Below are 21503 nucleotides of genomic sequence, written 5' to 3'. Positions count from 1 at the left end.
GGCGTTGCATGGTGTCCGTAGTAATACGGTGCGAGTGATTTCACCTGATGCAGTCGGAGCAGGTTGGCGTTACCATTGTAGCATGTCGCAGATTGCCCGCCGCCAATGGATGTTCATTCCGGCCTATCTGGCCGCCCACATGTTCCTGGATTGGATCAGCTTCATCCATGCGGTCTCCGCCATCAACATCACGCCATGGAACCCGCCGGCCGGGCTGATGATGGGGGTGTCGGTGCTGCTCGGCGTTCGCGCCGTGCCACTGGTCTGGCTGGCTCTGACCGCCGCCGACTTCGTTGTCCGGGATCTGCCCGTGGCGCTGTGGACTCCGCTTCTGGCAAACGGCGTCGTTGCCGCGGGCTATGGGATCGCCGGCTGGCTGCTGCGCCGCGTGATCGATCCGGGGCTGTCGCGGCTGCGCGACATCGTCCTGCTGCTGGGCGGCAGCGCCGTAGCGGTCCTGGCTATCGGGCTCTGCTTCATCGCCATCCACACCACGGCCGAGCTGTTCGAGTGGAGGCACTTTCCGGAGGTGCTGCTGCGCTATTGGACGGGCGAGGTCATCGGCATCGCCGTTCTGACACCGATGGTGCTGATCGGCCGGCGCATGCCGATGCTGCGCTGGTCCTGGATCGGTGCCGCAGAGATCCTGGCTTGGGGCTCATTGATCGCCTTCACCCTGTGGCTAGATTTCGGCCCTCTGGCCTCTTCGCAATACGAGCACTTCTATCTGCTGTTCCTGCCGGCGATGGGGATCGCCGTACGGCATGGGCTGGGAGGTGCGGTACTGGCCTCGGCCGCCACCCAGGCCGGGCTGATCGCCGCCATCCAGATGACCGGCGTCGACACCGCGCGCATGGCGCATTTCCAGTTGCTGATGCTGACGCTGGCCGTCACCATCCTGCTGCTGGGTGCCGTGGTCAGCGAACGCCGACGGGCGGAGGACCGGCTGCGGGTGCGGCAATCCGACCTCGCCCACGCCTCCCGCCTGATCGAGGCGGGCGAGATGGCGGCGGCGCTGGCCCACGAGTTGAACCAGCCGCTGGCGGCGGCCATGGGTTACGCCCGCGCCGCCCGCAAGGTCGCGCGGATCGAGGGTGCCTCCCCCCGCCTGACCGAGATCCTTGACAAGACCGTCACCCAGGCCGAACGGGCCGACCGCGTCATCCGCAGCCTGCGCGACTTCGTGCGCAAGGGTGCCCGCGACCGCAACCCGCTGCCGGTCGCCACGCTGATCGTCGACTGCCTGACGCTGGCCGGGCCGCTCGCCAGCCGCCATGCTGTAGAGATTACGGCGGAAGTCGACCCCGCCCTGCCGGCCATAGCAGGGGATGCCGTCCAATTGCAGCAGGCGATCCTCAACCTCGTCCGCAACGCGGCCGAAGCGATGGGCGACGCCCAGACTTATCCGGCCCGGCGCCGCATCGTGATCTTCGCCGGCGCCGCCGAGCGCGGCTTCGTCGCCATCGGCGTGCGCGACACCGGCCCCGGCCTCGCCGAGGTGGTGGAGCGCAACCTGTTCGCCCCCTTCGTCACCACCAAGCCGACCGGCATGGGGCTTGGGCTGTCCATCGTCCGCACCATCGTTGAAAGCCATGGCGGCACCCTGACCGCACGCGGCGGAACAGACGGGGGAACCGTGTTCCAGTTCACCATTCCCGTCCATGCGGCGGGCCAAGCGGGAGAGCTTGCATGACGACCGAGACGCCCCCCACCACACCCACGGCGTTCGTGGTGGACGACGACGAGGCCGTGCGCGACGCCTTGGCGCTCCATCTGGATCTGGCCGGGCTGGCCGTGCGCTGCTGCGCGTCGGCAGCAGAATTCCTGGAAACGGCCTCCCCGGACCAGCCGGGCTGCGCCATCCTCGACATCCGCATGCCGGGCATGGACGGGCTGGATTTGCAGCAGGAGATGATCCGGCGCGGCTTGACCCTGCCGGTGATCGTCATCACCGGCCATGGCGACGTCACCGCAGCGGTGCGGGCCTTCCGGGCCGGTGCGGTGGATTTCCTGCAAAAGCCGTTCGACGAGGATCTGCTGATCGAGCGGGTGCAGGAGGCGTTCGAACGCGACCTCGCCGCCCGCCGCGCCGATGGCGAGACCGGCGAGATCCGCCGCCGCCTCGCCCTGCTCAGCCCGCGCGAACTGGAGGTGATGGAAATGGTCGCCCAGGGACTGCCCAACAAGACGATCGCCCACCTTCTCGCCATCGGCATCCGCACGGTGGAGACTCACCGCGCCCGCGTGCTGGAAAAGATGGAAGCCCGCAATGCTCCGGAACTGGCACTGATGCGGACGAAGCTGGGCGATCGGCTGGAGTGAGGTGTCTGCCAGCAAAGGAGACGGCAGGTTTGGCAATCTGCGGAGAGTGTCAGCACTCCGGCAAATTCACCGCAAGCCCGCCCAGGCTGGTCTCCTTGAACTTGGTGCTCATTTCCTCGCCGGTCTGCCGCATCGCCTGGATGCAGTTGTCGAGCGGCATGAAATGCTGGCCGTCGCCGCGCAGCGCCAGGGAGGCTGCGGCCACCGCCTTGGTCGCACCGATGGCGTTGCGTTCGATGCAGGGCACCTGGACCAGACCGGCGACCGGATCACAGGTCATGCCGAGGTGATGCTCCAGTGCGATTTCCGCCGCATTCTCCACCTGCTCCGGCGTTCCGCCCAGCACCGCGCACAGACCCGCCGCGGCCATGGCGGCGGCCGATCCGACCTCGCCCTGGCACCCGGCCTCGGCCCCGGAAATCGACGCGTTGTGCTTGATCAAGCCGCCGATTGCTGCTGCGGTCAGCAGAAAATCGGCGACCTTCGCCGGTTCCGCCCCGGCGCAATGATCGAGGTAATAGCGGATCACCGCCGGAACGACGCCGGCCGCCCCATTGGTCGGTGCGGTCACCACCTTGCCGCCGGCCGCATTCTCCTCATTGACCGCCATCGCATAGATGCTGAGCCAGTCGGAGGCGACATGCGGAAGGCTTGAATTCGCCCCGCGCTCGCGCAGAAGCTGCTGATGGATGGCCTTGGCCCGCCGCTTCACCTTCAGGCTGCCGGGCAACTGGCCGTCGAGGCTGAGGCCACGCTCGATGCAGCCGTTCATTGCCGCCCAGATGTCGCCGAGCTTCTCCTCCACCTCGATGGCGGAGCGCACGACGACTTCGTTGGCACGCTTCATCTCGGCGATCGACGCACCGCTTTCCCGCGCCATCCGCAGCATCGCCGCGGCGTTGTGGAAGGGATAGGGCCAACCGGCGGCCTCTTTCTGGAATGCCGCCGGCGGGGACTCCCGTTCCGCCGCCGTGACGACGAAGCCACCGCCGATCGAATAGAAGATTTCCGACAGCACCAACTTGCCGGCCCGGTCCAAAGCCTGGAAAATCAGTCCGTTGGCATGGCCCGGCAGTGGCGGCCCGAAGTCGAAGACCAGATCGGTTTCCGGATCGAAGTCCAGCGCTGGCAGGCCGGCGGGGTGCAGCTTCCGAGTCTGCCAAAGCTCGGCGATGCGCTCTTCGGCTTCATCGACGTCGAGGCTGTCCGGCCGGTAATCGAGCAGCCCAAGCAGCACGGCACGGTCCGTCGCATGTCCCTTACCGGTGAAAGCGAGCGAGCCGTGCAGCCGGACCCGGATCGCCGCGGGCATGGTTTCCTCCTGCGCCCGCAGCATGTCGAGGAACCGCACCGCCGCGGTCATCGGGCCCATCGTGTGCGACGACGACGGGCCGATGCCGATCTTGAACACATCGAAAACGCTGAGAAACATCGGGCGCCTCGTCAGAATTCGTGAGTTTTTGAAAGCTGTTATCGGCCGTCATCCCCGCGAAGGCGGGGATCCGGGCGGCTCCGCGTCAAAGCTCTTGGAACGGTTGGATTCCCGCCTTCGCGGGAATGACGGCCGAGAGAAGTGCATGATGAGATCCGATGCGAAGCAGCATCTCTCGGCGGAACCTGCAAAAACTCACAAACTCTCAGCCATAGATCGGGAAGCGCTCGCACAATTCGCGAACCTCGCCATGCACGCGCTTCTCGACCTCGGCATTGCCGTCCGGTCCGGCGGCGGCAAGCGCGTCGACGACGGTCAGGATCAGCTCGCCGATACGGGCGAACTCCGCCTCGCCGAAGCCGCGGGTGGTGCCCGCCGCGGTGCCGAGCCGGATGCCGGAGGTCACCGCCGGCTTTTCCGGGTCGAACGGGATAGCGTTCTTGTTGCAGGTCAGTCCGGCCCGCTCCAGCGCGCGTTCGGCGTCGCGGCCCTTCACGCCCTTCGGCCGCAGATCGACCAGCACCATATGGCAGTCGGTGCCGCCGGAGACGATGTCCAAGCCACCCTTCACCAACGTGTGGGACAGCACCTTGGCGTTCGTCACCACCTGCGCGGCATAGGCCTTGAACTCCGGGGTCAGCGCCTCGCCGAAGGCCACGGCCTTGGCGGCGATGACATGCATCAGCGGACCGCCCTGGTTGCCCGGGAACACCGCGGAGTTGAACTTCTTGGCCAGCGCCTCGTCGTTGGTCAGGATCATGCCGCCGCGCGGACCGCGCAGGGTCTTGTGCGTGGTGGTGGTCACCACATGGGCATGCGGCAGCGGATCCGGGTAGTTGCCGGTGGCGACCAGCCCGGCATAATGGGCCATATCCACCATCAGATAGGCCCCGACCTCGTCGGCGATGCGGCGGAACTCGGCAAAATCGATCACCCGCGGGTAGGCCGAGGCGCCGGCGACGATCAGCTTCGGCTTGGTCTCCAGTGCCTTGGCGCGCAGAGCGTCATAATCGATCCGCTGGTCGCTCTCGCGCACCTCATAGCTGACGATGTCGAACCACTTGCCCGACATCGTCACCGGCGAGCCGTGGGTCAGGTGCCCGCCATGGGCCAGCGACATGCCCATCACCCGGTCGCCCGGTTGAAGCAGGGCCAGGAAGACGGCCTGGTTGGCCTGGGCGCCGGAATGCGGCTGGACATTGACGAAGCCGGCACCGAACAGCTTCTTGGCGCGCTCAATGGCGATGGTCTCGACCTCGTCCACGAACTCGCAGCCGCCGTAATAGCGGCGGCCCGGATAGCCCTCGGCGTATTTGTTGGTGAGGATCGAACCCTGGGCGGCCAGCACGTCCGCCGAGACGATGTTTTCCGAGGCGATCAGCTCGATCTCGTACTTCTGACGGTTCAGTTCACGCCCAATGGCTGCCGCGATCGCGGAATCGGTGAGATCGGGCTTCGACAGGGTCTGATGACGGGTCATGTGCGTTTCTCTCGATCAGAGGCCGAGCGCGATTTCGCGGCTAACGGCGTGCAGGATTCCCCAGACATGGTCGGCGAAGGAGCGCCAGACCTCGATCCGGAAGCGGTTCTTGTCCTCGCGGATCAGGACGATCTGCGCCTTGTCGAAGAGGGTGCGGCAGCCGGTGCCGACCGCCATCGCGTCGACATCGAAGGCGATTGCCGCGCGCAGGGCGAGCGCCGCGGCCTCCCCCTCCACCAGGATGCCGACCTCGCGATGGCCGATGTCGACCAGGCTGTGCGGCTCCTGGAGAGCGGCGAAGGCGTCGGCGATGCCGTCGCTCTCGGCGACCGGCGCCGTCAGCACCCACTCGTCGGGGCCGAGTTGCAGCGCCATCCGGCCGCCTGCCTCCACCAGCCTGCCGATGCGGGTGGGGAGCGGTGTGCCGAAGGCGGCCCCGGCCGACTGCGCGGCGGCGGGATCGATCCGCAGGCTGAAGCGGGCGACATCCTCGGCGGCACGGATGCTCAGCCGGCTTGCGGTGTCGCCGGGGATGGTCTTGCCCAGCAACGGGTGATTGGCCAGAAGCACGGGTGAGCCTCCTATGCGCTGAGACGCGTGTTCTCGGGATCGACGAACACCATGCCGGTGATCGTTGCGGCATGGACCTTGTCCGGCATCGGGACATGTACGGTCTGGCCCTGAAGCGACCGGCCGCCCTGGATCACCGCCAGGGCGATGGACCGCCCCAGCTCGGCACTCCAGTAGGACGAGGTCACATGGCCGACCATGTCCATCGGCACCGGCTGGTTCGGGTCGAGGACGATCTGCGCCCCCTCCTCCAGCACCGTCTTCGGATCGCTGGTCAGCAGGCCGACCAGCTGCTTGCGGTTCGGCACCAGCATGTCCGGACGGGACAGGGACCGCTTGCCGACGAAGTCCGGCTTGGTCTTGCCGACGGCCCAGGACAGGCCGGCGTCGTCCGGCGTCAGCGTGCCATCCGTGTCCTGGCCGACGATGATGTAGCCCTTCTCGGCACGCAGGACGTGCATCGTCTCGGTGCCGTAGGGGGTGATGCCGAAGCGCTGGCCGGCCTCGAACAGCTTTTCCCACACCGCACGGCCGTAGCGGGCCGGCACGTTGATCTCGAAGCCGAGTTCGCCGGTGAAGGACACGCGGAAAAGCCGGGTCGGCACACCGAAGATTTTCCCGGTCGCCACCGCCATGTGCGGGAAGGCGCCTTCCGACAGGTCGATGCCCTCGACGAAGGGTTCGATCAGCTTGCGGGCGTTCGGACCTTGCAGCGCGATCACCGACCATTGCTCGGTGGTCGAGGTCAGCCAGACTTTCAGGTCCGGCCATTCGGTCTGGAGGTAATCCTCCATCATGTTCAGCACGCGGGCGGCACCGCCGGTGGTGGTGGTGACGTGGAAGCGGTCATGGGACAGACGCCCGATCACGCCGTCGTCGCGGATGAAGCCGTCCTCGCCCAGCAGCAGGCCGTAGCGGCAGCGGCCGGGGGCCAGCTTGGTCCAGGCGTTGGTGTACATACGGTTCATGAACTCGGCGGCGTCGGGACCGACGATCTCGATCTTGCCGAGGGTGGAGGCGTCAAACATGCCGAGCGACGACCGCACCGCCTTGCATTCGCGCGCCACCGCCGCGTGCATGTCCTCGCCGACCTGCGGGAAGTACCAGGCGCGGCGCCACAGCGACACCGGCTCGAACACCGCGCCGTTCTCCGCCGCCCAGCCGTCGATCGGCGTCTTGCGGGTCACCTCGAACAGTTCACCCTTGTTATAGCCGGCAAAGGTGCCGAAGCTGGTCGGGGTGTAGGGCGGGCGGAAGGTGGTCAGGCCCACCGCGGGGATCGGCCGCTTCAGCGCATCGGACGCCACGGCCAGACCGTTGATGTTGGACGTCTTGCCCTGGTCGGTCGCCATGCCGTTGGTGGTGTAGCGCTTGATGTGCTCGATCGACTTGAAGCCTTCGCGCACCGCCAGCCGGATGTCCTTGGCCATCACGTCGTTCTGGAAATCGACGAACGCCTTGGCATGGCCCGGATCGCGGTCGGTCGGCAGTTCCCGACCGGTCACCCCGGTGAAGGAAAGCTCGCCTTCCACATGGTAGGAGGCCGGCTGGGCGGTGAAGCCGGCATCCGCCGCGGCGGCGGCACCGGCGGCGGCACCGTCCTCGAAGGCGGCCTTCAGCCCGAAACGGCCCTTGCCAGCGCCGGCCAGACGGCACTCTTCCTTGCCGCGGCCGGGCAGGAACATCTGGCCGTCCTCGTTCCAGGTCAGCGACCCCTGGGTGTGCGAGAACAGGTGGATGCTGGGGGTCCAGCCGCCCGACATCAGCAGGGCGTCGCAGGCGATGGTCTCGGCGCCGCCGACCTTGCCTCCAGTGGTGACCGGGTTCACGCGCACCGAGGAGACGCGGAGCCGGCCCTTGGTCCCGGTGATGGTCCAGCCGATCAGCGTTTTGATGCGGAGCGCATCGGCCGCTGCCACCAATTGGGTCGGGACAGTCCCGCGGACATCGACGATGGCCGCGACCTCCACCCCCGCCTTGGCCAGATCGAAGGCGGCGTGCCAGGCGCTGTCATGGCTGGTGACGATGACGACCCGGTTGCCGACCTTGACGCCGTAGCGGTTCAGATAGGTGCGCGCGGCCCCGGCCAGCATCACGCCCGGCCGGTCGTTGCCGGCGAACACCAGCGGCTTCTCGATGGCGCCCTGGGCCAGCACCACCTGCTTCGCCCGGACCTTCCACATCCGCTCGCGCGGAGCGCCGTCCGGCACGATGCTCAGATGGTCGGTCAGGCGCTGGCAGAGGCCGACGAAATTCTGGTGGTAATAGCCGATCGCCGTCGTGCGCGGCAGCACCGTGACGTTCGGCATCGCCGCCAGCGCGGCGTTGGTGTCCTCCAGCCAGTCCCAAGCCAGTTGCCCGTTGATCTCGGCCGTCGGCTCCGACAGCAGTGAGCCGCCGATTTCCGACTGCTCGTCGCACAGGATGACCGAGGCGCCGCTGCGCCCGGCTTCCAGCGCGGCGGCCAGACCGGCGGCACCGCCACCGACCACCAGCACGTCGCAATGGGCGAAACGGCTGGCGTAGACATCGGGATCGGGCGCGGTCGGCGCCTTGCCGAGGCCGGCGGCGTTGCGGATCACCGGCTCATAGACCTTGTCCCAGAAGCTCTTCGGCCACATGAAGGTCTTGTAGTAGAAGCCGGCCGAGAACAGCATGTACAGCGCGTCGTTCACCGCGCCGATGTCACGGGTCAGCGACGGCCAGCGGTTCTGGCTCTCGGTCTTCAGCCCTTCGAAGACCTCCAGCACCGTCGCCCGGGTGTTCGGCTCGAACCGCCCGTTGCCGCGGTTGCTGCCGACCAGCGCGTTCGGCTCTTCCGACCCGGCGGACAGGATGCCGCGCGGCCGGTGGTACTTGAAGGACCGTCCGACGAGATGGACGCCGTTCGCCAGGAGCGCGGAGGCCAGGGTGTCGCCCTCGCAACCGGTATAGTCGACGCCGTCGAAGCTGAAGCGGACCTGACGGCTGCGGTTGACCCTGCCCTTGCCGGCAATGCGGAAATTGCTCATGGACGTGCTTCCTCGGCAGGGGTGGCGGCGCTGGAGGCGCTGACCGCGAGCGCGATCTCCTCGTCGCTCGGACGCGGAGTCCCCGCCTTGTAGGTCATGGCGAACTTGTCGGTCACGGTGTCGCGCACCGCGTTGAAGAAGCGGCCGCAGCCGTGCATGTGGCGCCAGCGCTCGAAATGCCGGCCGCGCGGGTTGGTGCGGATAAAGAGGAAGTCGCGCCATTCCTCGTCGGACAGGGCGGAGGGGTCCGCCGGTCGCGCGATGTGCGCCTCGCCGGCATAGGTGAACTCCACCTCGGGGCGCTCTGCTTCGCAATAGGGGCAGCGGATGAGCAGCATGGTCGTCTCCTCAATGCGCGACGGCGGCGGCGGCGGCCTCGTCGATCAGCCGGCCGGTCTTGAAGCGCTCCAGCGTGAAGGGCGCGTTGATCGGGTGCGGCTCGTCGCGGGCGATGGTGTGGGCGAAGACGTTGGCCGACCCCGGCGTCGCCTTGAAGCCGCCGGTCCCCCAGCCACAATTGACGTACAGCCCCGGCACCGGCGTCTTGCCGATGATCGGCGAGCGGTCGGGCGTGACGTCGACGATGCCGCCCCATTTGCGCAGCATGCGCATGCGGTTGAAGATCGGAAACACCTCGCAGATGGCGGCGACGGTGTGCTCGATCAGCGGCAGGCCGCCGCGCTGGCTGTAGGAGGTGTACTGGTCGGTGCCGGATCCGATCACCAGCTCGCCCTTGTCGGACTGGCTGATATAGGCATGCACGGTGTTGGACATCACCACGCAGGGGAACACCGGCTTCACCGGTTCCGACACCAGTGCCTGCAACGGATAGCTTTCCAGCGGCAGCCGGACTCCAGCGGTGTCCATCACCACCGAGGTGTTACCGGCGGCCGACACCGCGACCTTCTTCGCCTTGATGAAGCCGCGCGCCGTCTCCACGCCGGTGACGTGGCCGGAGGCGTCGCGGCGGATGGCGGTCACCGGGCAGTTCTGGATGATGTCGACCCCGCGCGCCGAGGCGGCCCGCGCATAGCCCCAGGCCACCGCATCGTGGCGGGCGGTACCGCCGCGCCGCTGCAACGCGGCACCCATCACCGGATAGCGGGCGTTGGCGGCGATGTTCAGCGGCGGGCAATATTCCTTGGCCTGCTCCGGCGTCAGCCACTCGTTGTCGATGCCATTCAGGCGGTTGGAGTGGATGTGGCGCTTGAAGCTCTGGATGTCATGGACCGTGTGCGCCAGCATCATCACGCCGCGCTGCGAGAACATGACGTTGTAGTTCAGCTCCTGGCTCAGCCCTTCCCACAGCTTCACCGCATGCTCGTAGAGCCGGGCGCTCTCATCGTACAGGTAGTTGGAGCGGATGATGGTGGTGTTGCGGCCGGTATTGCCGCCGCCGAGCCACCCCTTCTCCACCACCGCGACGTTGGTGATGCCGTGTTCCTTGGCGAGATAATAGGCCGCACCCAGACCATGCCCGCCCGCACCGACGATCACGACGTCATATTCGGATTTCGGTTCCGCATCGGGCCATTGAGGCTGCCAGTTCTTGTTGCCGGTCAGCGCGTTGGTCAACAGCGAGGAAAATGAGAAGCGGGTCATGGCAGCACCGCGAAGTTCAATGTGCTGACAGTATCGGGAAGCGACCCACCATTGGACAGAATGGATGCGTCAGTTTAATGTCACCTGTGCGACGGTGCGTCCGACGGAGGTCACATGACGAACAGCATCGGGGCCGGCAATGCCAGGGCCAACGCCATCGGACCGGGCCGGTTCCCAAACCGCCCCGCGGCACCACGCCTGTCGGTCGGCTTCATTCTCGCCCATCGCTTCACGCTGTGCGCCTTCGCCAACTTCGTCGACGTGCTGCGGCTCGCCGCCGACGAAGGCGACCGCAGCCGGCCGATCCTGTGCGATTGGGCGGTGCTGTCGGACCAGATGCGCCCGGTGGCGTCGAGCTGCGGCATGCTGGTCCAGCCGACCGAGCGGCTGAGCGACCCGGCAAAGTTCGACTACATCGTCGTGATCGGCGGGCTGATCGACGAGATCTCCAACCTCAGCCCCGACTACATCCGCTACCTGCGTCAGGCGGCCGCATCGAAGATCCCGCTGGTGGGGGTCTGCACCGGTGCCTTCATCCTTCAGCGGGCTGGGCTGATGGACGGCTATCGCTGCTGCATCAGCTGGTTCCACCATGCCGATTTCCTGGAGCAGTTCGACGGCATCACGCCGGTGTCCGACCAGATCTTCATCGTTGACCGCGACCGGCTGACCTGCTCGGGCGGGACCAGTTCGGCCCATCTCGCCGCCTATCTCGTCGAAAAGCATGTCGGGCGCGCCCAGGCGCGCAAGAGCCTGCACATCATGATCATCGACGATGCGCTGCGCGGGGAGAAACCGCAGCCGGGCATCCCGCTGGATTTCTCCACCAACGACGAGGTGGTGCGGAAGGCGCTGCTGCTGATGCAGCAGAACATCGACGTCCCCTTATCGGTAGCGGAGATGGCCCGTCGCCTGGGTGCCGCCCGGCGCCAGATGGAACGCCATTTCCAGAACGCGCTGGGCATGACGCCGAGCGAGGCCTACCGGATCATGCGGCTGGAGCATGCCGAATTCCTGCTGCGCAACACCGAGCAGTCGGTGACGGAAGTCGCCGCCGCCGTCGGCTTCTGCGATTCGTCGCACTTCGTCCGCGCCTTCAAGGAACGACGCGGCATGACACCCTCCGTCTTCCGCAAGGGCTGAGACTCCGCCACGGCCGTTCCATTCAACGCCGGTGACGCACCCGTACAATCGGCGGGTGGATCCTTTCGCCATGCTGTGTCCAACGAAACAGTCGGGAGCACGGAGCATCCATCGTGCCCCTGACCAGCATCGCGGCAACCCGCCTTCCGCGGCTTGCCGGACAGACAAGGATGGCGAACATGCTCGACGACAACGACACCATGCAGATGCACTGGCGTGAAACCGGCATTCCCGAAGAACTGTGCCGGGAACTCGCCCTGGCGTCGACACCGATGCGTCTGCACGCCCATCCGCCGGTGCGCACCGTCGCCGATGCCGAGGAGCACTGGCGCAGCGTTCCCGGCGTGCACACCAAGAACCTGCTTCTGAAGGATGCCAAGGGCGTGCTGTGGCTGGTGGTGCTGCCACATGACCAGTCGGTGAACATGAAGGAACTGGCGCCGGTCATCGGCTCGGCCAAGCTGTCCTTCGCCTCGCCAGTCACGCTGGAACAGGTTCTGTCGATCGAGCCGGGCGGGGTCAGCCCGCTGGCCCTGGTGGCGGACAAGGAGCGCCGCGTCCGTCTGGTGCTGGAACGCCGTGTCCTTGCCGGCGACGTCGTCAATTTCCACCCGATGACGAACCGCGCAACGCTCTCGATGCACCCCGATGACCTGTCGGCCTTCCTCAACCGGCTCGGTTATGAGCCGACGATCGTCGACCTCGCCTGACCGCCAATTCTTCCGCGCGAGACCCGTGATGCGCCCCAATTACAACCCGTTCTACATGACCGTCAGCTGCCGGAGCCGGCCCGGGATCATCTCCGCCATCTCGACCTACCTGTCGGACCGCGACTGCGACATCATGGAAAGCGCGCAGTTCGTCGACCATGATGGCAAGCATTTCTTCCTGCGGATGGCCTTCGACGCGCCGGACTCGATCCGGAGCGAAGCCGTTCTCCTCGAAGACCTGCAACCCATCGTGGACCGCTTCGCGATGACCCTGACTCTGCGGGACGCCCGGCGGCGGCCGAAGATCCTCATCATGGTTTCGAAGTTCGGCCATTGCCTGAACGATCTTCTGTACCGCCACAGCATCGGGGCGCTGCCTATCGACATCGTCGGCGTCGTTTCCAACCACGATGCCTTCAGGTCTCAGGTCGAATCGCACGGCATTGCCTATCACCATCTTCCGGTTTCGCCCAGCAACAAGCTGGAGCAGGAAATCCGCCTGATGGAGATCGTGGAGACGAACGACGTCGAACTCGTCGTGCTCGCCCGCTACATGCAGGTGCTCTCGCAGGACCTCTGCACGCGGATGGCCGGGCGGGTCATCAACATCCACCACAGCTTCCTGCCCAGCTTCAAGGGCGCCAAGCCCTATCATCAGGCCTACACCCGCGGCGTGAAGCTGATCGGCGCCACGGCCCACTACGTCACCGACGATCTCGACGAAGGCCCGATCATCGAACAGGAGGTGGCGCGCGTCGATCACTCCATGTCGCCCGATGATCTGGTCGCCATCGGCCGCGACGTCGAAAGCGTCGTCCTGGCACGCGCCATCCGGCTGCACATCGAGGCGCGCGTCATGGTCCACGACCATCGGGCGATCGTCCTGCGGTAACAAAAGGAGTTCAGCGATCTTGCAACTCATCGACGAAAACGCCACCCAGGCGGTCCGCCGTGCCTTCGCGTCGGGCGGCCTCGCCGCGGCGGTGCAGGAACTGCGCCGCCATGTCGTCATCGAGGATGAACGCATGGCACTCGCCACGGTCGAGGCGTTCCTTGCCAGTGTCCAGAACGGCGACACCCGGCTATAAGGACGCCGTTCCCGCCCGATCGGGAATGTCGGCCCCGACATGTGGGCGTTTCCCCTCCGGCGGATCAAGCGATGTCCCTCATCCAACCGATCGTCCCGCTCCTCCTCGCAGTGTTCCTGATGATGGGCGGTACGGGCGCGCTGACGACCATCGTCAGTGTCCGCCTCGATGCCGCTGGCGCCTCGCCCATCCTGCTCGGCGCCCTGACCGCCGCCTATTACCTGGGGGTGACGATCGGATCGACGCAGGCCTACCGGCTCGTCGGGCAGGTCGGCCACATCCGCGCCTTCAGCGCCTCCGCGACCGTCATGGTCGCGGCGACCCTGGGACACACGCTGGGCTCCGACCCTGCGGCCTGGATCGCCCTTCGCCTCGTTGAGGGCTGCTGCATGGCCGGCTTGTTCGTCTGCATCGAAAGCTGGCTGAACCAGAGCGCTACATCCGCCACGCGCGGGCAGATCCTGGCCCTCTACATGATCGCCCTCTATGGCGCGCAAGGGGCCGGCCAGTATCTGATGGTCATCAACGATCCGCATGGCTTCAGGCAGTTCGTCCTGGTGTCGATCCTGGTTTCCCTGGCTCTTCTGCCGGTCGCGCTGAGCCGCAAGGCCCCGCCCCTGCTTCAGAAGCTGGAGCCCGTCCGCATCGGACACCTTTATCGCGCAAGTCCTCTGGGGTTCGCCGGGACGGTGATCAGCGGGCTGGTGGTCGGCGCCTTCTATGGGCTGGGTCCGGTCTATATCCGGCATCTGGGTTATGATCTGGGCCAGTCGGCGACTTTCGTCAGCGCCGCCATCGTCGGCGGCATGATCCTCCAATGGCCCTTCGGCAAGCTGTCGGATCTGTTCGACCGTCGGCTGGTTCTGGTTGGCCTGTTCGCTGCCCTGACCGTCATCAGCATCGGCATGACGATGCTGACGCTGAGCGGATTTGCGCCGCTGCTGGCCGGCATCGCCCTGTTCGGCGGCATCATCTTCGCGATCTATCCGATCTGCGTCTCGCACACCAACGACTTTCTGACGCCTGCCGAGATGGTGCCGGCGAGCGGCGGCATGGTTCTGGGCTTCTCGATGGGTGCCATCGCCGGCCCCTTCCTGGCCTCCCTGGTGATGGCAGTGTTCGAACAGGATGGATTGTTCCTGTTTTCCGCCCTGGTGGCCGCGACGGCCCTGGCGTTCGCACTCTGGCGCATGACGGTCCGCCCCCCCGTTCCCATAGACCAGCGCCTCCCCTTCCTGCCCCAGGCGCCGATTGCGGGGCCTCTGGATGGCGTGCAGGCCAGTGGAGAGACTCTCGGGAGCGACATCGGAGAGGCGGCTCCCGGAACAGAATCCTCCAGGTCATAAAAACCTATCGGCAACGAAGATCTCGACAGCAAAGAGCCCGCGCTCCTGATTGGAGGCGGGCTCTTCTTCTGTTCGGTTACAGGGAAAGATACGACTTACCCAGAGCAGCATCGGCTTGCTGCGTTGCGCCGATGCGTCACTCCTGCGGATCGAGCATGAAGTGCCGGACCTTGTGCCGGTTCTCGATCAGTTCGTCGAGGGTGGGTTCGTTGCGCATCGCACGCCCGATGGCGATCTTGGTCGCTTCGTAATTGGTGCGATAGAGATCGGCGCGATCGAGGTTTGGATCGGTGGGGCAGCGGGGATCGATCCAGACCATCACCAGAATGCACAGGTCATTGATCCCGTCGCGCGGCAGAACGCCGTCGATGACGCAATCCAGCACCGCGTCGGCGGTGGCAGCCTGGACGACGCCGCCGAACAGGTCGACATAGGCGCTGGACTTCATCGTCACCTTGGACACCATCATGGTGGCCGGACGAACCATCTGGTTGCAGTCCCGCACCGCGAACATGCGGGTATGGCCGGCGGTCTGCCCCATCATGGTGGCGAACGCATGGCCGGCCGGACCATCAACGGTGCCGATCACGATCTCGGGCATCGCGTCGGTGAACTGGCCTTCCTTGGCGAAGACGGTGGCTTCGCCGACACGGAACAGCGGATTGCTCATGGGATCGTTGCTTTCTTGAAAAAGGGTGGTGTTGCCGGTCATCCGGTGCGGATGCCGTCCAGCAACTGTTCGATGCTGCGGCGCAGCCGTTCGGTCTGGCCGGCCAGATCCGCAGCGGCGGTCAACACGTGCCGTGTCGCGCTTTCGGTATCGCGGGCACCACCGGTGACATGCCGGGCATTGCGCGCGACCACGCCCACCCCAGATGCCGCCTGGTCTATGCTGGTGTGAATGGTGGCCGATGCGGCGGCCTGCGCCTCCATCGACCGGGCAATCGCCAGCGAGATGGTGCTGATCTCCTCGATCACCGCGGTGATGCTCTGGAGGGACTGGGCGGCGTTGCCGGTCGCATCCTGCATCGCCTGGATCCGCAGCGAGACGTCCTGCGTCGCCTTGGCGGTCTGGCTGGCGAGCTGACGCACCTCCTGCGCCACCACCGCAAAGCCCTTGCCGGCCTCGCCGGCGCGCGCCGCCTCGATGGTGGCATTCAGAGCCAGCAGATTGGTCTGTCCGGTGATTTCGTCGATGATGCGGACGACGTTGCCGATATCCTCGGCCGACTTCCGCAGACTATGCACCGACTGGTCGGCCTTGCGGGCCTGCTCCACCGCCGACGAGGCGATGCGGGCGGAATCGTCGATGCGAAGGCGGATGTCCTCCAGCGAGCGGAAGGTGTCGTCGGCCAGGGCGGCGACGGACTGGACATTGCTCGCGATCTGCTCCGCCGCCACGACGGTCTCGCCCGCCTGTTCGTTGGTGCGGTCGATGATGCCGGTCAGCTGGCGCGCGGTGCCGTCGAGCGCACCCGCCGACGATTCCACCGTGTCCAGCCCCTCCATCGCCGTCCGTTCGAAATGGGAAATCAGCTTCTCCAGATGGGCGGAGCGCAGGCGCTCGCGCCGTCGCGCCGCAATGTCCTGGAAGGTGGTCCGAACATGGTCGTTCGTCGGCGTCTCCAGGATTTCGTCCAGAGTGCCGATCTGGGTGATGCGTCCGGCTTCCATGACGGCGATCCGGTCCGCAAGCCGCATCGCCTCGTCCGGGTCCTGCGTGGTGAGAAGCATGGCCGCGCCATGCGCCCGCTGCCAGTCGAGGAGTTCCGCCTCCAGTTCCAACCGCAGGACAGGATCGACCCCGGCGAACGGAACATCCATCAGCAGCAGTGACGGATCGCCGATGAGAGACCGCGCCAGACCGATCCGCAGGCGCACTTCGGACGGAATTTCATGCGGGCGCCGGGCGGCGAAATGGGCCAGCCCCATGCGCGTCAGCAGGGCCAGGGCGCGTTCCTGGCGCTCGCGCCGCCGCAAGCCCGCAACCTCAAGCCCGAAGGCAACATTTTCCAGAACAGTGCGGTTCGGCATCAGCGCCACCGCGCCGAACGCCATCGACATCGTCTCGCGACGGGCGGTGATCAGTTCGGCCGGCTTCATCGCCGCCATATCGCGCCCATTCAGGAACACCGTGCCCGACGTCGGCTCGACCAGACGGTTCACCATGCGGATCAGGGTGGACTTGCCGGAATTCAACCGCCCCAGCACAGCGAGGACCTCGCCGGCCGCCAGATCGAACGAAACGTCGGCAACCGCCACCGTCGCGCCGGTTTCCCGTCCGATGTCGGCGTGGTCGATGCCGGCGCGCAGCATGGCCATGGCCCGGGCGGCGCTGCCGCCATAGACCTTGCACAGTCCTTCAGCCGACAACATCGCGGTGGTGGCCGGCACGGTGCCCTGTAGGTGAGCTGACGAGTTCATGGGCGATCCCGATCATGGAAGGACTGAAAGCGGGAATGGCTGGAGACGGCCGTCCGTCACGCTGCTGCGCTTTGAACGGACCGCCTCCTTGAGCAATGCTGGAAACGGCGCGGGAAAGGGGGCGCGGCCACCGCCATTGCGGCGGTGGCACGGCAGCAGGTCAGAGCTTGCCGGTGACCCAGTAGTCGATCCGGGCCTTGTTGTTCTTGATGTAGTTGTCGACCGCCTTCTCATAGCTGGTCTGGCGGGCTTCCTGCATCATCGCCTCCAGATCGCCAATCGGCAGAACCATCCGGTTCAGGAACTCGAAGATTTCCGGGTGATCCTGATAGAAGCCCTTGCGGACGATGGCGTTCACGCTCTCCAGACCGCCCAGCGCGCCCTTCGGATCCTCCAGGTAGCGCAGCTTCCAGTTGGCGAACATCCAGTGCGGGCTCCAGCTCGTCACGACGATCCACTCGTTGCGCTTCATGGCGCGCTCCAGAGCGGCGAGCATCGCGGCATCGCTGGCCGATACCAGCTGCATCCCCTTCAGATCATAGGTCTTCAGCGCCTTTTCCGACGCCTGCATCAGCCCCGATCCCGGATCGATGCCCTGAATCTTGCCACCCAGCTGCTTCTGCACCTCCGGCTTCTTCAGATCCTCGATGGTTTTGACCTGATCGACGGGGATGTAGTCCGGCACCACCCAGCCCAGGCGGGCGCGGGTATAGAGCGGGCCGAGATCGACGATGTCCTTGCCGACCTTGTCGAGATAGGGCTTGTGGGTCAGCGGCTGCCACGACATCAGCATGGCGTCCAGCTTTCCGCTGGCGATGCCTTGATACTGGATGCCGATGTCGGCCATGGTCAGCTCGACCTTGTAGCCGAACCGCTCCTCGATCACGGCTTTGGCCAGTTTGGTCACCGCCTCGGCGTCCGACCAGGCGGTCCAGCCGATGTTGATCGACTTCTCGGCGGCTTGCGCCGAGGTGGCCACCACACCGGTCCCCAGACCGACCGTCATGGCCGCCGACAGCAGCATGCCCAAGGCTTTACCGAAGATTTTCATCAAGAAGCCTCCTCGTATGTTTATTTGTTTGGGCTCGTTTGTTTGGAGTTGCCGGTCCGCCGTGCCGACAGTTGAACGCAGACGCGTGCGCGCGGTCCGGAAAGTCACCTCTGCCTTGCCGGTGAACGCGATTGGCTGACAGACCCGCGTCCGTGGAACGGATGGCCGACCACCTTCCGGAATTGACCGGAACGCTGCTGCCAAACGATGCGGACCTTTATTGGCATCAGTGCTGATTGGACAAGGATGCAGGCCTTGAAAGCAGAAAACCTTCATCACAGCGGCATTTCGTATCGCATTTGCGACAACCCGGTACACACCCGCTCCACCGGCGAATGCTGTTCGATTGACAGACGGATGTTTTGAAATCTTCCATAGAAATAGGGAAACGGAGCCGCAGTCTCCTGAGGGGTGAGACATTATGGAGGTCCAGCGGCTCTCTTTGAATTGCAGGACGCCGTCGACCGACCATCTTCCGATTGAGTAAAGCGTCCGTCACTCTTGAATGATTGCCTCCTGTCGCAAACCGACCATTGCCGAAGCCCAACCTTGCGCAAAAAGACAGCATGGCCTGTCGGCCTTTTTAAAGTTGATGTCGCAATCCAGAACGCGACGTCCCGCGGCCGACGGCAGGCTGGGTGTCGTGGAATCGAAAAAAGCACAGCCTAGTCAAGGTTGAAGAGGTTCCACGAACACACGGCCCCACTCCCGCAGAAGGTCAACCGTCATGGCGTCCGAGATTTCCATTGAAGCCCTGCTGAAGCGCCGAAAGAAGGGGTACAGCCTGGAGGCGCCGTTCTACACCAGCGACGAGATCTTCAAGCTGGACATGGAAATCATTTTCGGCCGCCACTGGCTGCATGTGGGTGTGGAACCGGATGTCCCGGAACCGGGTGACGTGATGGTGGTCGATATCGGCAAGACCTCTGTCATCGTCATGCGCGACGACGACATGGAACTGCGCGCCTTTCACAATGTCTGCCGCCATCGCGGCGCGCGCATCATTCTCAAGGAGAAGACCTCCGTCGGCAATCTGGTGTGCAGCTATCACCAGTGGACCTATGGTCAGGACGGCGAGCTTCTGTTCGCCGAGCATATGGGCAACGATTTCGACCGCAAGTGCCGGAACCTGAAGAAGGTCCACATCCGGTCGGTCGGCGGCCTGATCTTCATCTGCCTGGCGGAGGAGGCTCCGGACGACATCGACCAGATGGCTGCGGTCATCGAGCCCTACATCCTTCCGCACGATCTGAAGAACTGCAAGATCGCCAAGACCGTCGACCTGATCGAGAAGGGCAACTGGAAGCTCACGATGGAGAACAATCGTGAATGCTACCACTGCGTCAGCAACCATCCGGAACTGACCATCCCGCTGTTCGAATACGGCTTCGGTTTCGCCCCCGACGGCACCAACCCGAAGCGGATGGAACATGCCGCCAAATACGATGCGCTGGTGAAATCCTGCCATACCGGCTGGGAAGCGGCGGGTTTCCCCAGCCGCGAGGTCGAACATCTGACCGACACCACCGGCTTCCGCGCCGAGCGCCTGCCGTTGGACGGCGCCGGCGAGGCCCACACCAAGGACACCCGCAGCGCCTCCCAGAAGCTGCTGGGCTCGATCACCGAGCGCAAGCTGGGGGCTTTGTCCTTCTGGACCCAGCCGAATTCCTGGAACCACTTCATGAGCGACCACATCGTCACCTTCTCGGTGTTCCCGCTCGGTCCCGACCGCAACCTGCTGCGCACCCGCTGGCTGGTCCACAAGGACGCCGTCGAGGGCGTCGATTACGACCTGAACCGCCTGACGGAGGTGTGGGAGGCGACCAACCAGCAGGATGCCGATCTGGTCGAGATCTCGCATAACGGCGCCCAAAGCCCCGCCTACGAGCCGGGTCCCTATTCGCCCTACACCGAGCCGCTCGTGGAGAAGTTCACGGAATGGTACGTCGGCCGCATGTCCGAGCATCTGCTGGGCAAGCAGGCCGCGGTGGGCGTCGCCGCCGAGTGAGGCGGCGTAAGCGTGTCCCGGTCTCAAGTGAGCCGGGACACGCTGCCTGTTCACAGCCCGCTTGTTCAGGGCTCGTTTGCTAGGGCTCAGGGGTGAGAGAGATGACGATGCAGCAGGATGCGGGTCCGCCTCCGGTCCGGGACTGGGATCCGGAAACCGACGATACGCTGGTATGCCGGGCGGTGCGGGACGAAACGCACGACGTGAAGACCTTCGTCTTCGCACCAACGAGCCCCTGCCTGTTCCGGTTCAAGCCGGGCCAGTTCATCACGCTGGAACTGCCCATCGGCGGCGAAACCATTCATCGCAGCTACACCGTCTCCTCCTCCGCCGCGCGGCCGCATCGCCTGTCGATCACCGTCAAGCGCGTGCCCGGCGGGCCGGTGTCGAACTGGCTGCACGACAACCTGAAGCCGGGCGACAGGATCCGCGCGGTCGGCCCGCTCGGCGAATTCACGCCCGGCGAGGCCGAAGCCCCGCGGAAGTTCCTGTTCCTGTCCGGCGGCAGCGGCGTCACACCCCTGATGTCGATGACCCGGACCTTCGATGATCTGGGCGAGGATCACGACGTCGTCTTCGTACACGCGGCCCGGACCCCGGCCGACATCGTTTTCCGCCGCGAACTGGATGCGCTGACCGGACCCGGCCGCCGCCTGCGCGTCGCCCATGTCTGCGAAGGCATCGGCGCCGAGGCCCATTGGGCTGGCTTCACCGGCCGGCTGTCGCTGCCGATGCTAGGCCTGATTGCGCCGGACTTCATGGAACGGGAGGTCTATGTCTGTGGTCCCGGACCCTTCATGAAGGCGGTGCGCGCCTTCCTGGAGGGGGGCGGCTTTGACATGGGCCGCTACCATCAGGAAAGCTTCAACTTCGAGGAGATGACGGCCGAACTGGCTGCCGGAGAGCCGACGGCCCAGGCCATGCCGATCCCGCCCGCACCGATCGCGGACGTGTCCCCTTCACAGGGATTCCGTATCGAGTTCGCCAAGACCGGCAAGGTCTTCACATGCCCACCGGACATGGCGCTCGCGGACGCCGCATCGGCCGCCGATATCCGGGTTCCCACATCCTGCTCGCGCGGACTGTGCGGAACCTGCAAGACGAAGTTGATTTCAGGCACGGTGGAGATGAACCACACCGGTGGCATCCGCAAACGCGAAATCGACCAGGGGCTGATCCTGCTCTGTTGCAGCCGGCCAACCAGCGATCTGGTGGTAGAGCGTTAGAAGCATCGCCGATGAATTGTCTTCCGGGGGCAAGCCGCTGACGCTAGAGCGTCCTGCGTTTGATATGAAACGCAGGACGCTTTGGCCTTA

General features: G+C 65.5%; 18 protein-coding genes. 9 read left to right on the top strand and 9 right to left on the bottom strand.

The annotated features are described in order from the left end of the window. The first annotated feature begins 82 nt into the window (after positions 1-82). Both J2848_RS23755 and J2848_RS23750 read left to right on the top strand, forming a co-directional pair. On the top strand, positions 83-1693 hold the full coding sequence (locus J2848_RS23755; RefSeq protein WP_246194003.1) for an ATP-binding protein: 1611 nt from the start codon (positions 83-85) through the stop codon (positions 1691-1693). Continuing rightward, a complete protein-coding gene (locus J2848_RS23750) occupies positions 1690-2322 on the top strand; it encodes a response regulator transcription factor (RefSeq protein ID WP_149232838.1) in 633 nt (210 codons plus the stop codon). The genes J2848_RS23755 and J2848_RS23750 overlap by 4 nt, the downstream gene beginning before the upstream one ends. A 49-nt stretch (positions 2323-2371) precedes the next feature. Here J2848_RS23750 and J2848_RS23745 read toward each other — a convergent pair whose 3' ends face one another. The 6 genes from J2848_RS23745 to J2848_RS23720 all read right to left on the bottom strand — a co-directional run bounded on the left by J2848_RS23745 (position 2372) and on the right by J2848_RS23720 (position 10417). Next, complete coding sequence (locus J2848_RS23745; protein ID WP_149232837.1) at positions 2372-3754, bottom strand: L-serine ammonia-lyase; 1383 nt, start codon at positions 3752-3754, stop codon at positions 2372-2374. Between the two features lie 205 nt (positions 3755-3959). Then, entirely contained in the window at positions 3960-5234 is a 1275-nt protein-coding gene (gene glyA / locus J2848_RS23740) for a serine hydroxymethyltransferase (protein WP_149232836.1), read from the bottom strand. 15 nt (positions 5235-5249) lie between these two features. Continuing rightward, positions 5250-5804 (bottom strand): sarcosine oxidase subunit gamma, encoded by a 555-nt coding sequence (locus J2848_RS23735; protein ID WP_149232835.1) that lies wholly within the window; start codon positions 5802-5804, stop codon positions 5250-5252. Positions 5805-5815: 11 nt separating this feature from the next. Then, entirely contained in the window at positions 5816-8815 is a 3000-nt protein-coding gene (locus tag J2848_RS23730; protein ID WP_149232834.1) for a sarcosine oxidase subunit alpha, read from the bottom strand. Then, a complete protein-coding gene (locus J2848_RS23725; RefSeq protein ID WP_149232833.1) occupies positions 8812-9153 on the bottom strand; it encodes a sarcosine oxidase subunit delta in 342 nt (113 codons plus the stop codon). Before J2848_RS23725 ends, J2848_RS23730 begins: the two co-directional genes overlap by 4 nt. Positions 9154-9163: 10 nt before the next feature. Further along, the gene (locus J2848_RS23720; RefSeq protein ID WP_149232832.1) at positions 9164-10417 is read right to left on the bottom strand and encodes a sarcosine oxidase subunit beta family protein; all 1254 of its coding nucleotides are present in this window, start codon (positions 10415-10417) and stop codon (positions 9164-9166) included. Between the two features lie 114 nt (positions 10418-10531). Between J2848_RS23720 and J2848_RS23715 the strand changes: the two genes are divergently transcribed. From J2848_RS23715 to J2848_RS23695, 5 genes are all read left to right on the top strand, one after another. Continuing rightward, on the top strand, positions 10532-11560 hold the full coding sequence (locus J2848_RS23715) for a GlxA family transcriptional regulator (protein WP_149232831.1): 1029 nt from the start codon (positions 10532-10534) through the stop codon (positions 11558-11560). Between the two features lie 179 nt (positions 11561-11739). Further along, positions 11740-12270, top strand: a complete 531-nt coding sequence (locus J2848_RS23710; RefSeq protein ID WP_149232830.1) for a YbaK/EbsC family protein — start codon at positions 11740-11742, stop codon at positions 12268-12270. A 28-nt stretch (positions 12271-12298) separates the two neighbouring features. After that, on the top strand, positions 12299-13162 hold the full coding sequence (purU, locus tag J2848_RS23705) for a formyltetrahydrofolate deformylase (protein WP_246194002.1): 864 nt from the start codon (positions 12299-12301) through the stop codon (positions 13160-13162). Between the two features lie 19 nt (positions 13163-13181). Beyond that, complete coding sequence (locus tag J2848_RS23700; protein WP_170307118.1) at positions 13182-13358, top strand: hypothetical protein; 177 nt, start codon at positions 13182-13184, stop codon at positions 13356-13358. Positions 13359-13429: 71 nt separating this feature from the next. Next, positions 13430-14704 carry an MFS transporter gene (locus J2848_RS23695; protein ID WP_246194001.1) on the top strand — a complete coding sequence of 425 codons (1275 nt, stop codon included), beginning with the start codon at positions 13430-13432 and terminating at the stop codon, positions 14702-14704. 136 nt (positions 14705-14840) lie between these two features. Here J2848_RS23695 and fae read toward each other — a convergent pair whose 3' ends face one another. The 3 genes from fae to J2848_RS23680 form a co-directional block, all read right to left on the bottom strand. Then, entirely contained in the window at positions 14841-15374 is a 534-nt protein-coding gene (gene fae, locus J2848_RS23690) for a formaldehyde-activating enzyme (protein ID WP_149232829.1), read from the bottom strand. A 38-nt stretch (positions 15375-15412) separates the two neighbouring features. Continuing rightward, positions 15413-17128, bottom strand: coding sequence for a methyl-accepting chemotaxis protein (locus J2848_RS23685; protein WP_246194000.1), 1716 nt, complete (start codon positions 17126-17128; stop codon positions 15413-15415). Between the two features lie 160 nt (positions 17129-17288). Continuing rightward, positions 17289-18179: a glycine betaine ABC transporter substrate-binding protein gene (locus tag J2848_RS23680; RefSeq protein ID WP_149232828.1), complete on the bottom strand. Its 891-nt coding sequence runs from the start codon at positions 18177-18179 to the stop codon at positions 17289-17291. A 727-nt stretch (positions 18180-18906) separates the two neighbouring features. Here J2848_RS23680 and J2848_RS23675 point away from each other — a divergent pair. Both J2848_RS23675 and J2848_RS23670 read left to right on the top strand, forming a co-directional pair. Next, positions 18907-20187, top strand: coding sequence for an aromatic ring-hydroxylating oxygenase subunit alpha (locus J2848_RS23675; protein WP_149232827.1), 1281 nt, complete (start codon positions 18907-18909; stop codon positions 20185-20187). 101 nt (positions 20188-20288) lie between these two features. Continuing rightward, complete coding sequence (locus J2848_RS23670; protein ID WP_246193999.1) at positions 20289-21413, top strand: FAD-binding oxidoreductase; 1125 nt, start codon at positions 20289-20291, stop codon at positions 21411-21413. Positions 21414-21503: the final 90 nt, after the last annotated feature.

The organism is Azospirillum lipoferum (assembly GCF_024170005.1).
GTDB lineage: Bacteria > Pseudomonadota > Alphaproteobacteria > Azospirillales > Azospirillaceae > Azospirillum > Azospirillum lipoferum.
This window is presented reverse-complemented; position numbering and strand designations above follow the sequence as displayed.

What these genes read in the sequence shown, in the direction of transcription:
- J2848_RS23680 (WP_149232828.1), bottom strand. Translation starts at nt 18,179, where the DNA reads ATGAAAATCTTCGGTAAAGCCTTGGGCATGCTGCTGTCGGCGGCCATG.
- J2848_RS23715 (WP_149232831.1), top strand. Translation starts at nt 10,532, where the DNA reads ATGACGAACAGCATCGGGGCCGGCAATGCCAGGGCCAACGCCATCGGA.
- J2848_RS23755 (WP_246194003.1), top strand. Translation starts at nt 83, where the DNA reads ATGTCGCAGATTGCCCGCCGCCAATGGATGTTCATTCCGGCCTATCTG.
- J2848_RS23695 (WP_246194001.1), top strand. Translation starts at nt 13,430, where the DNA reads ATGTCCCTCATCCAACCGATCGTCCCGCTCCTCCTCGCAGTGTTCCTG.
- J2848_RS23670 (WP_246193999.1), top strand. Translation starts at nt 20,289, where the DNA reads ATGACGATGCAGCAGGATGCGGGTCCGCCTCCGGTCCGGGACTGGGAT.
- J2848_RS23725 (WP_149232833.1), bottom strand. Translation starts at nt 9,153, where the DNA reads ATGCTGCTCATCCGCTGCCCCTATTGCGAAGCAGAGCGCCCCGAGGTG.
- fae (WP_149232829.1), bottom strand. Translation starts at nt 15,374, where the DNA reads ATGAGCAATCCGCTGTTCCGTGTCGGCGAAGCCACCGTCTTCGCCAAG.
- J2848_RS23675 (WP_149232827.1), top strand. Translation starts at nt 18,907, where the DNA reads ATGGCGTCCGAGATTTCCATTGAAGCCCTGCTGAAGCGCCGAAAGAAG.
- J2848_RS23750 (WP_149232838.1), top strand. Translation starts at nt 1,690, where the DNA reads ATGACGACCGAGACGCCCCCCACCACACCCACGGCGTTCGTGGTGGAC.
- J2848_RS23730 (WP_149232834.1), bottom strand. Translation starts at nt 8,815, where the DNA reads ATGAGCAATTTCCGCATTGCCGGCAAGGGCAGGGTCAACCGCAGCCGT.
- J2848_RS23710 (WP_149232830.1), top strand. Translation starts at nt 11,740, where the DNA reads ATGCTCGACGACAACGACACCATGCAGATGCACTGGCGTGAAACCGGC.
- purU (WP_246194002.1), top strand. Translation starts at nt 12,299, where the DNA reads ATGCGCCCCAATTACAACCCGTTCTACATGACCGTCAGCTGCCGGAGC.
- J2848_RS23745 (WP_149232837.1), bottom strand. Translation starts at nt 3,754, where the DNA reads ATGTTTCTCAGCGTTTTCGATGTGTTCAAGATCGGCATCGGCCCGTCG.
- glyA (WP_149232836.1), bottom strand. Translation starts at nt 5,234, where the DNA reads ATGACCCGTCATCAGACCCTGTCGAAGCCCGATCTCACCGATTCCGCG.
- J2848_RS23720 (WP_149232832.1), bottom strand. Translation starts at nt 10,417, where the DNA reads ATGACCCGCTTCTCATTTTCCTCGCTGTTGACCAACGCGCTGACCGGC.
- J2848_RS23685 (WP_246194000.1), bottom strand. Translation starts at nt 17,128, where the DNA reads ATGAACTCGTCAGCTCACCTACAGGGCACCGTGCCGGCCACCACCGCG.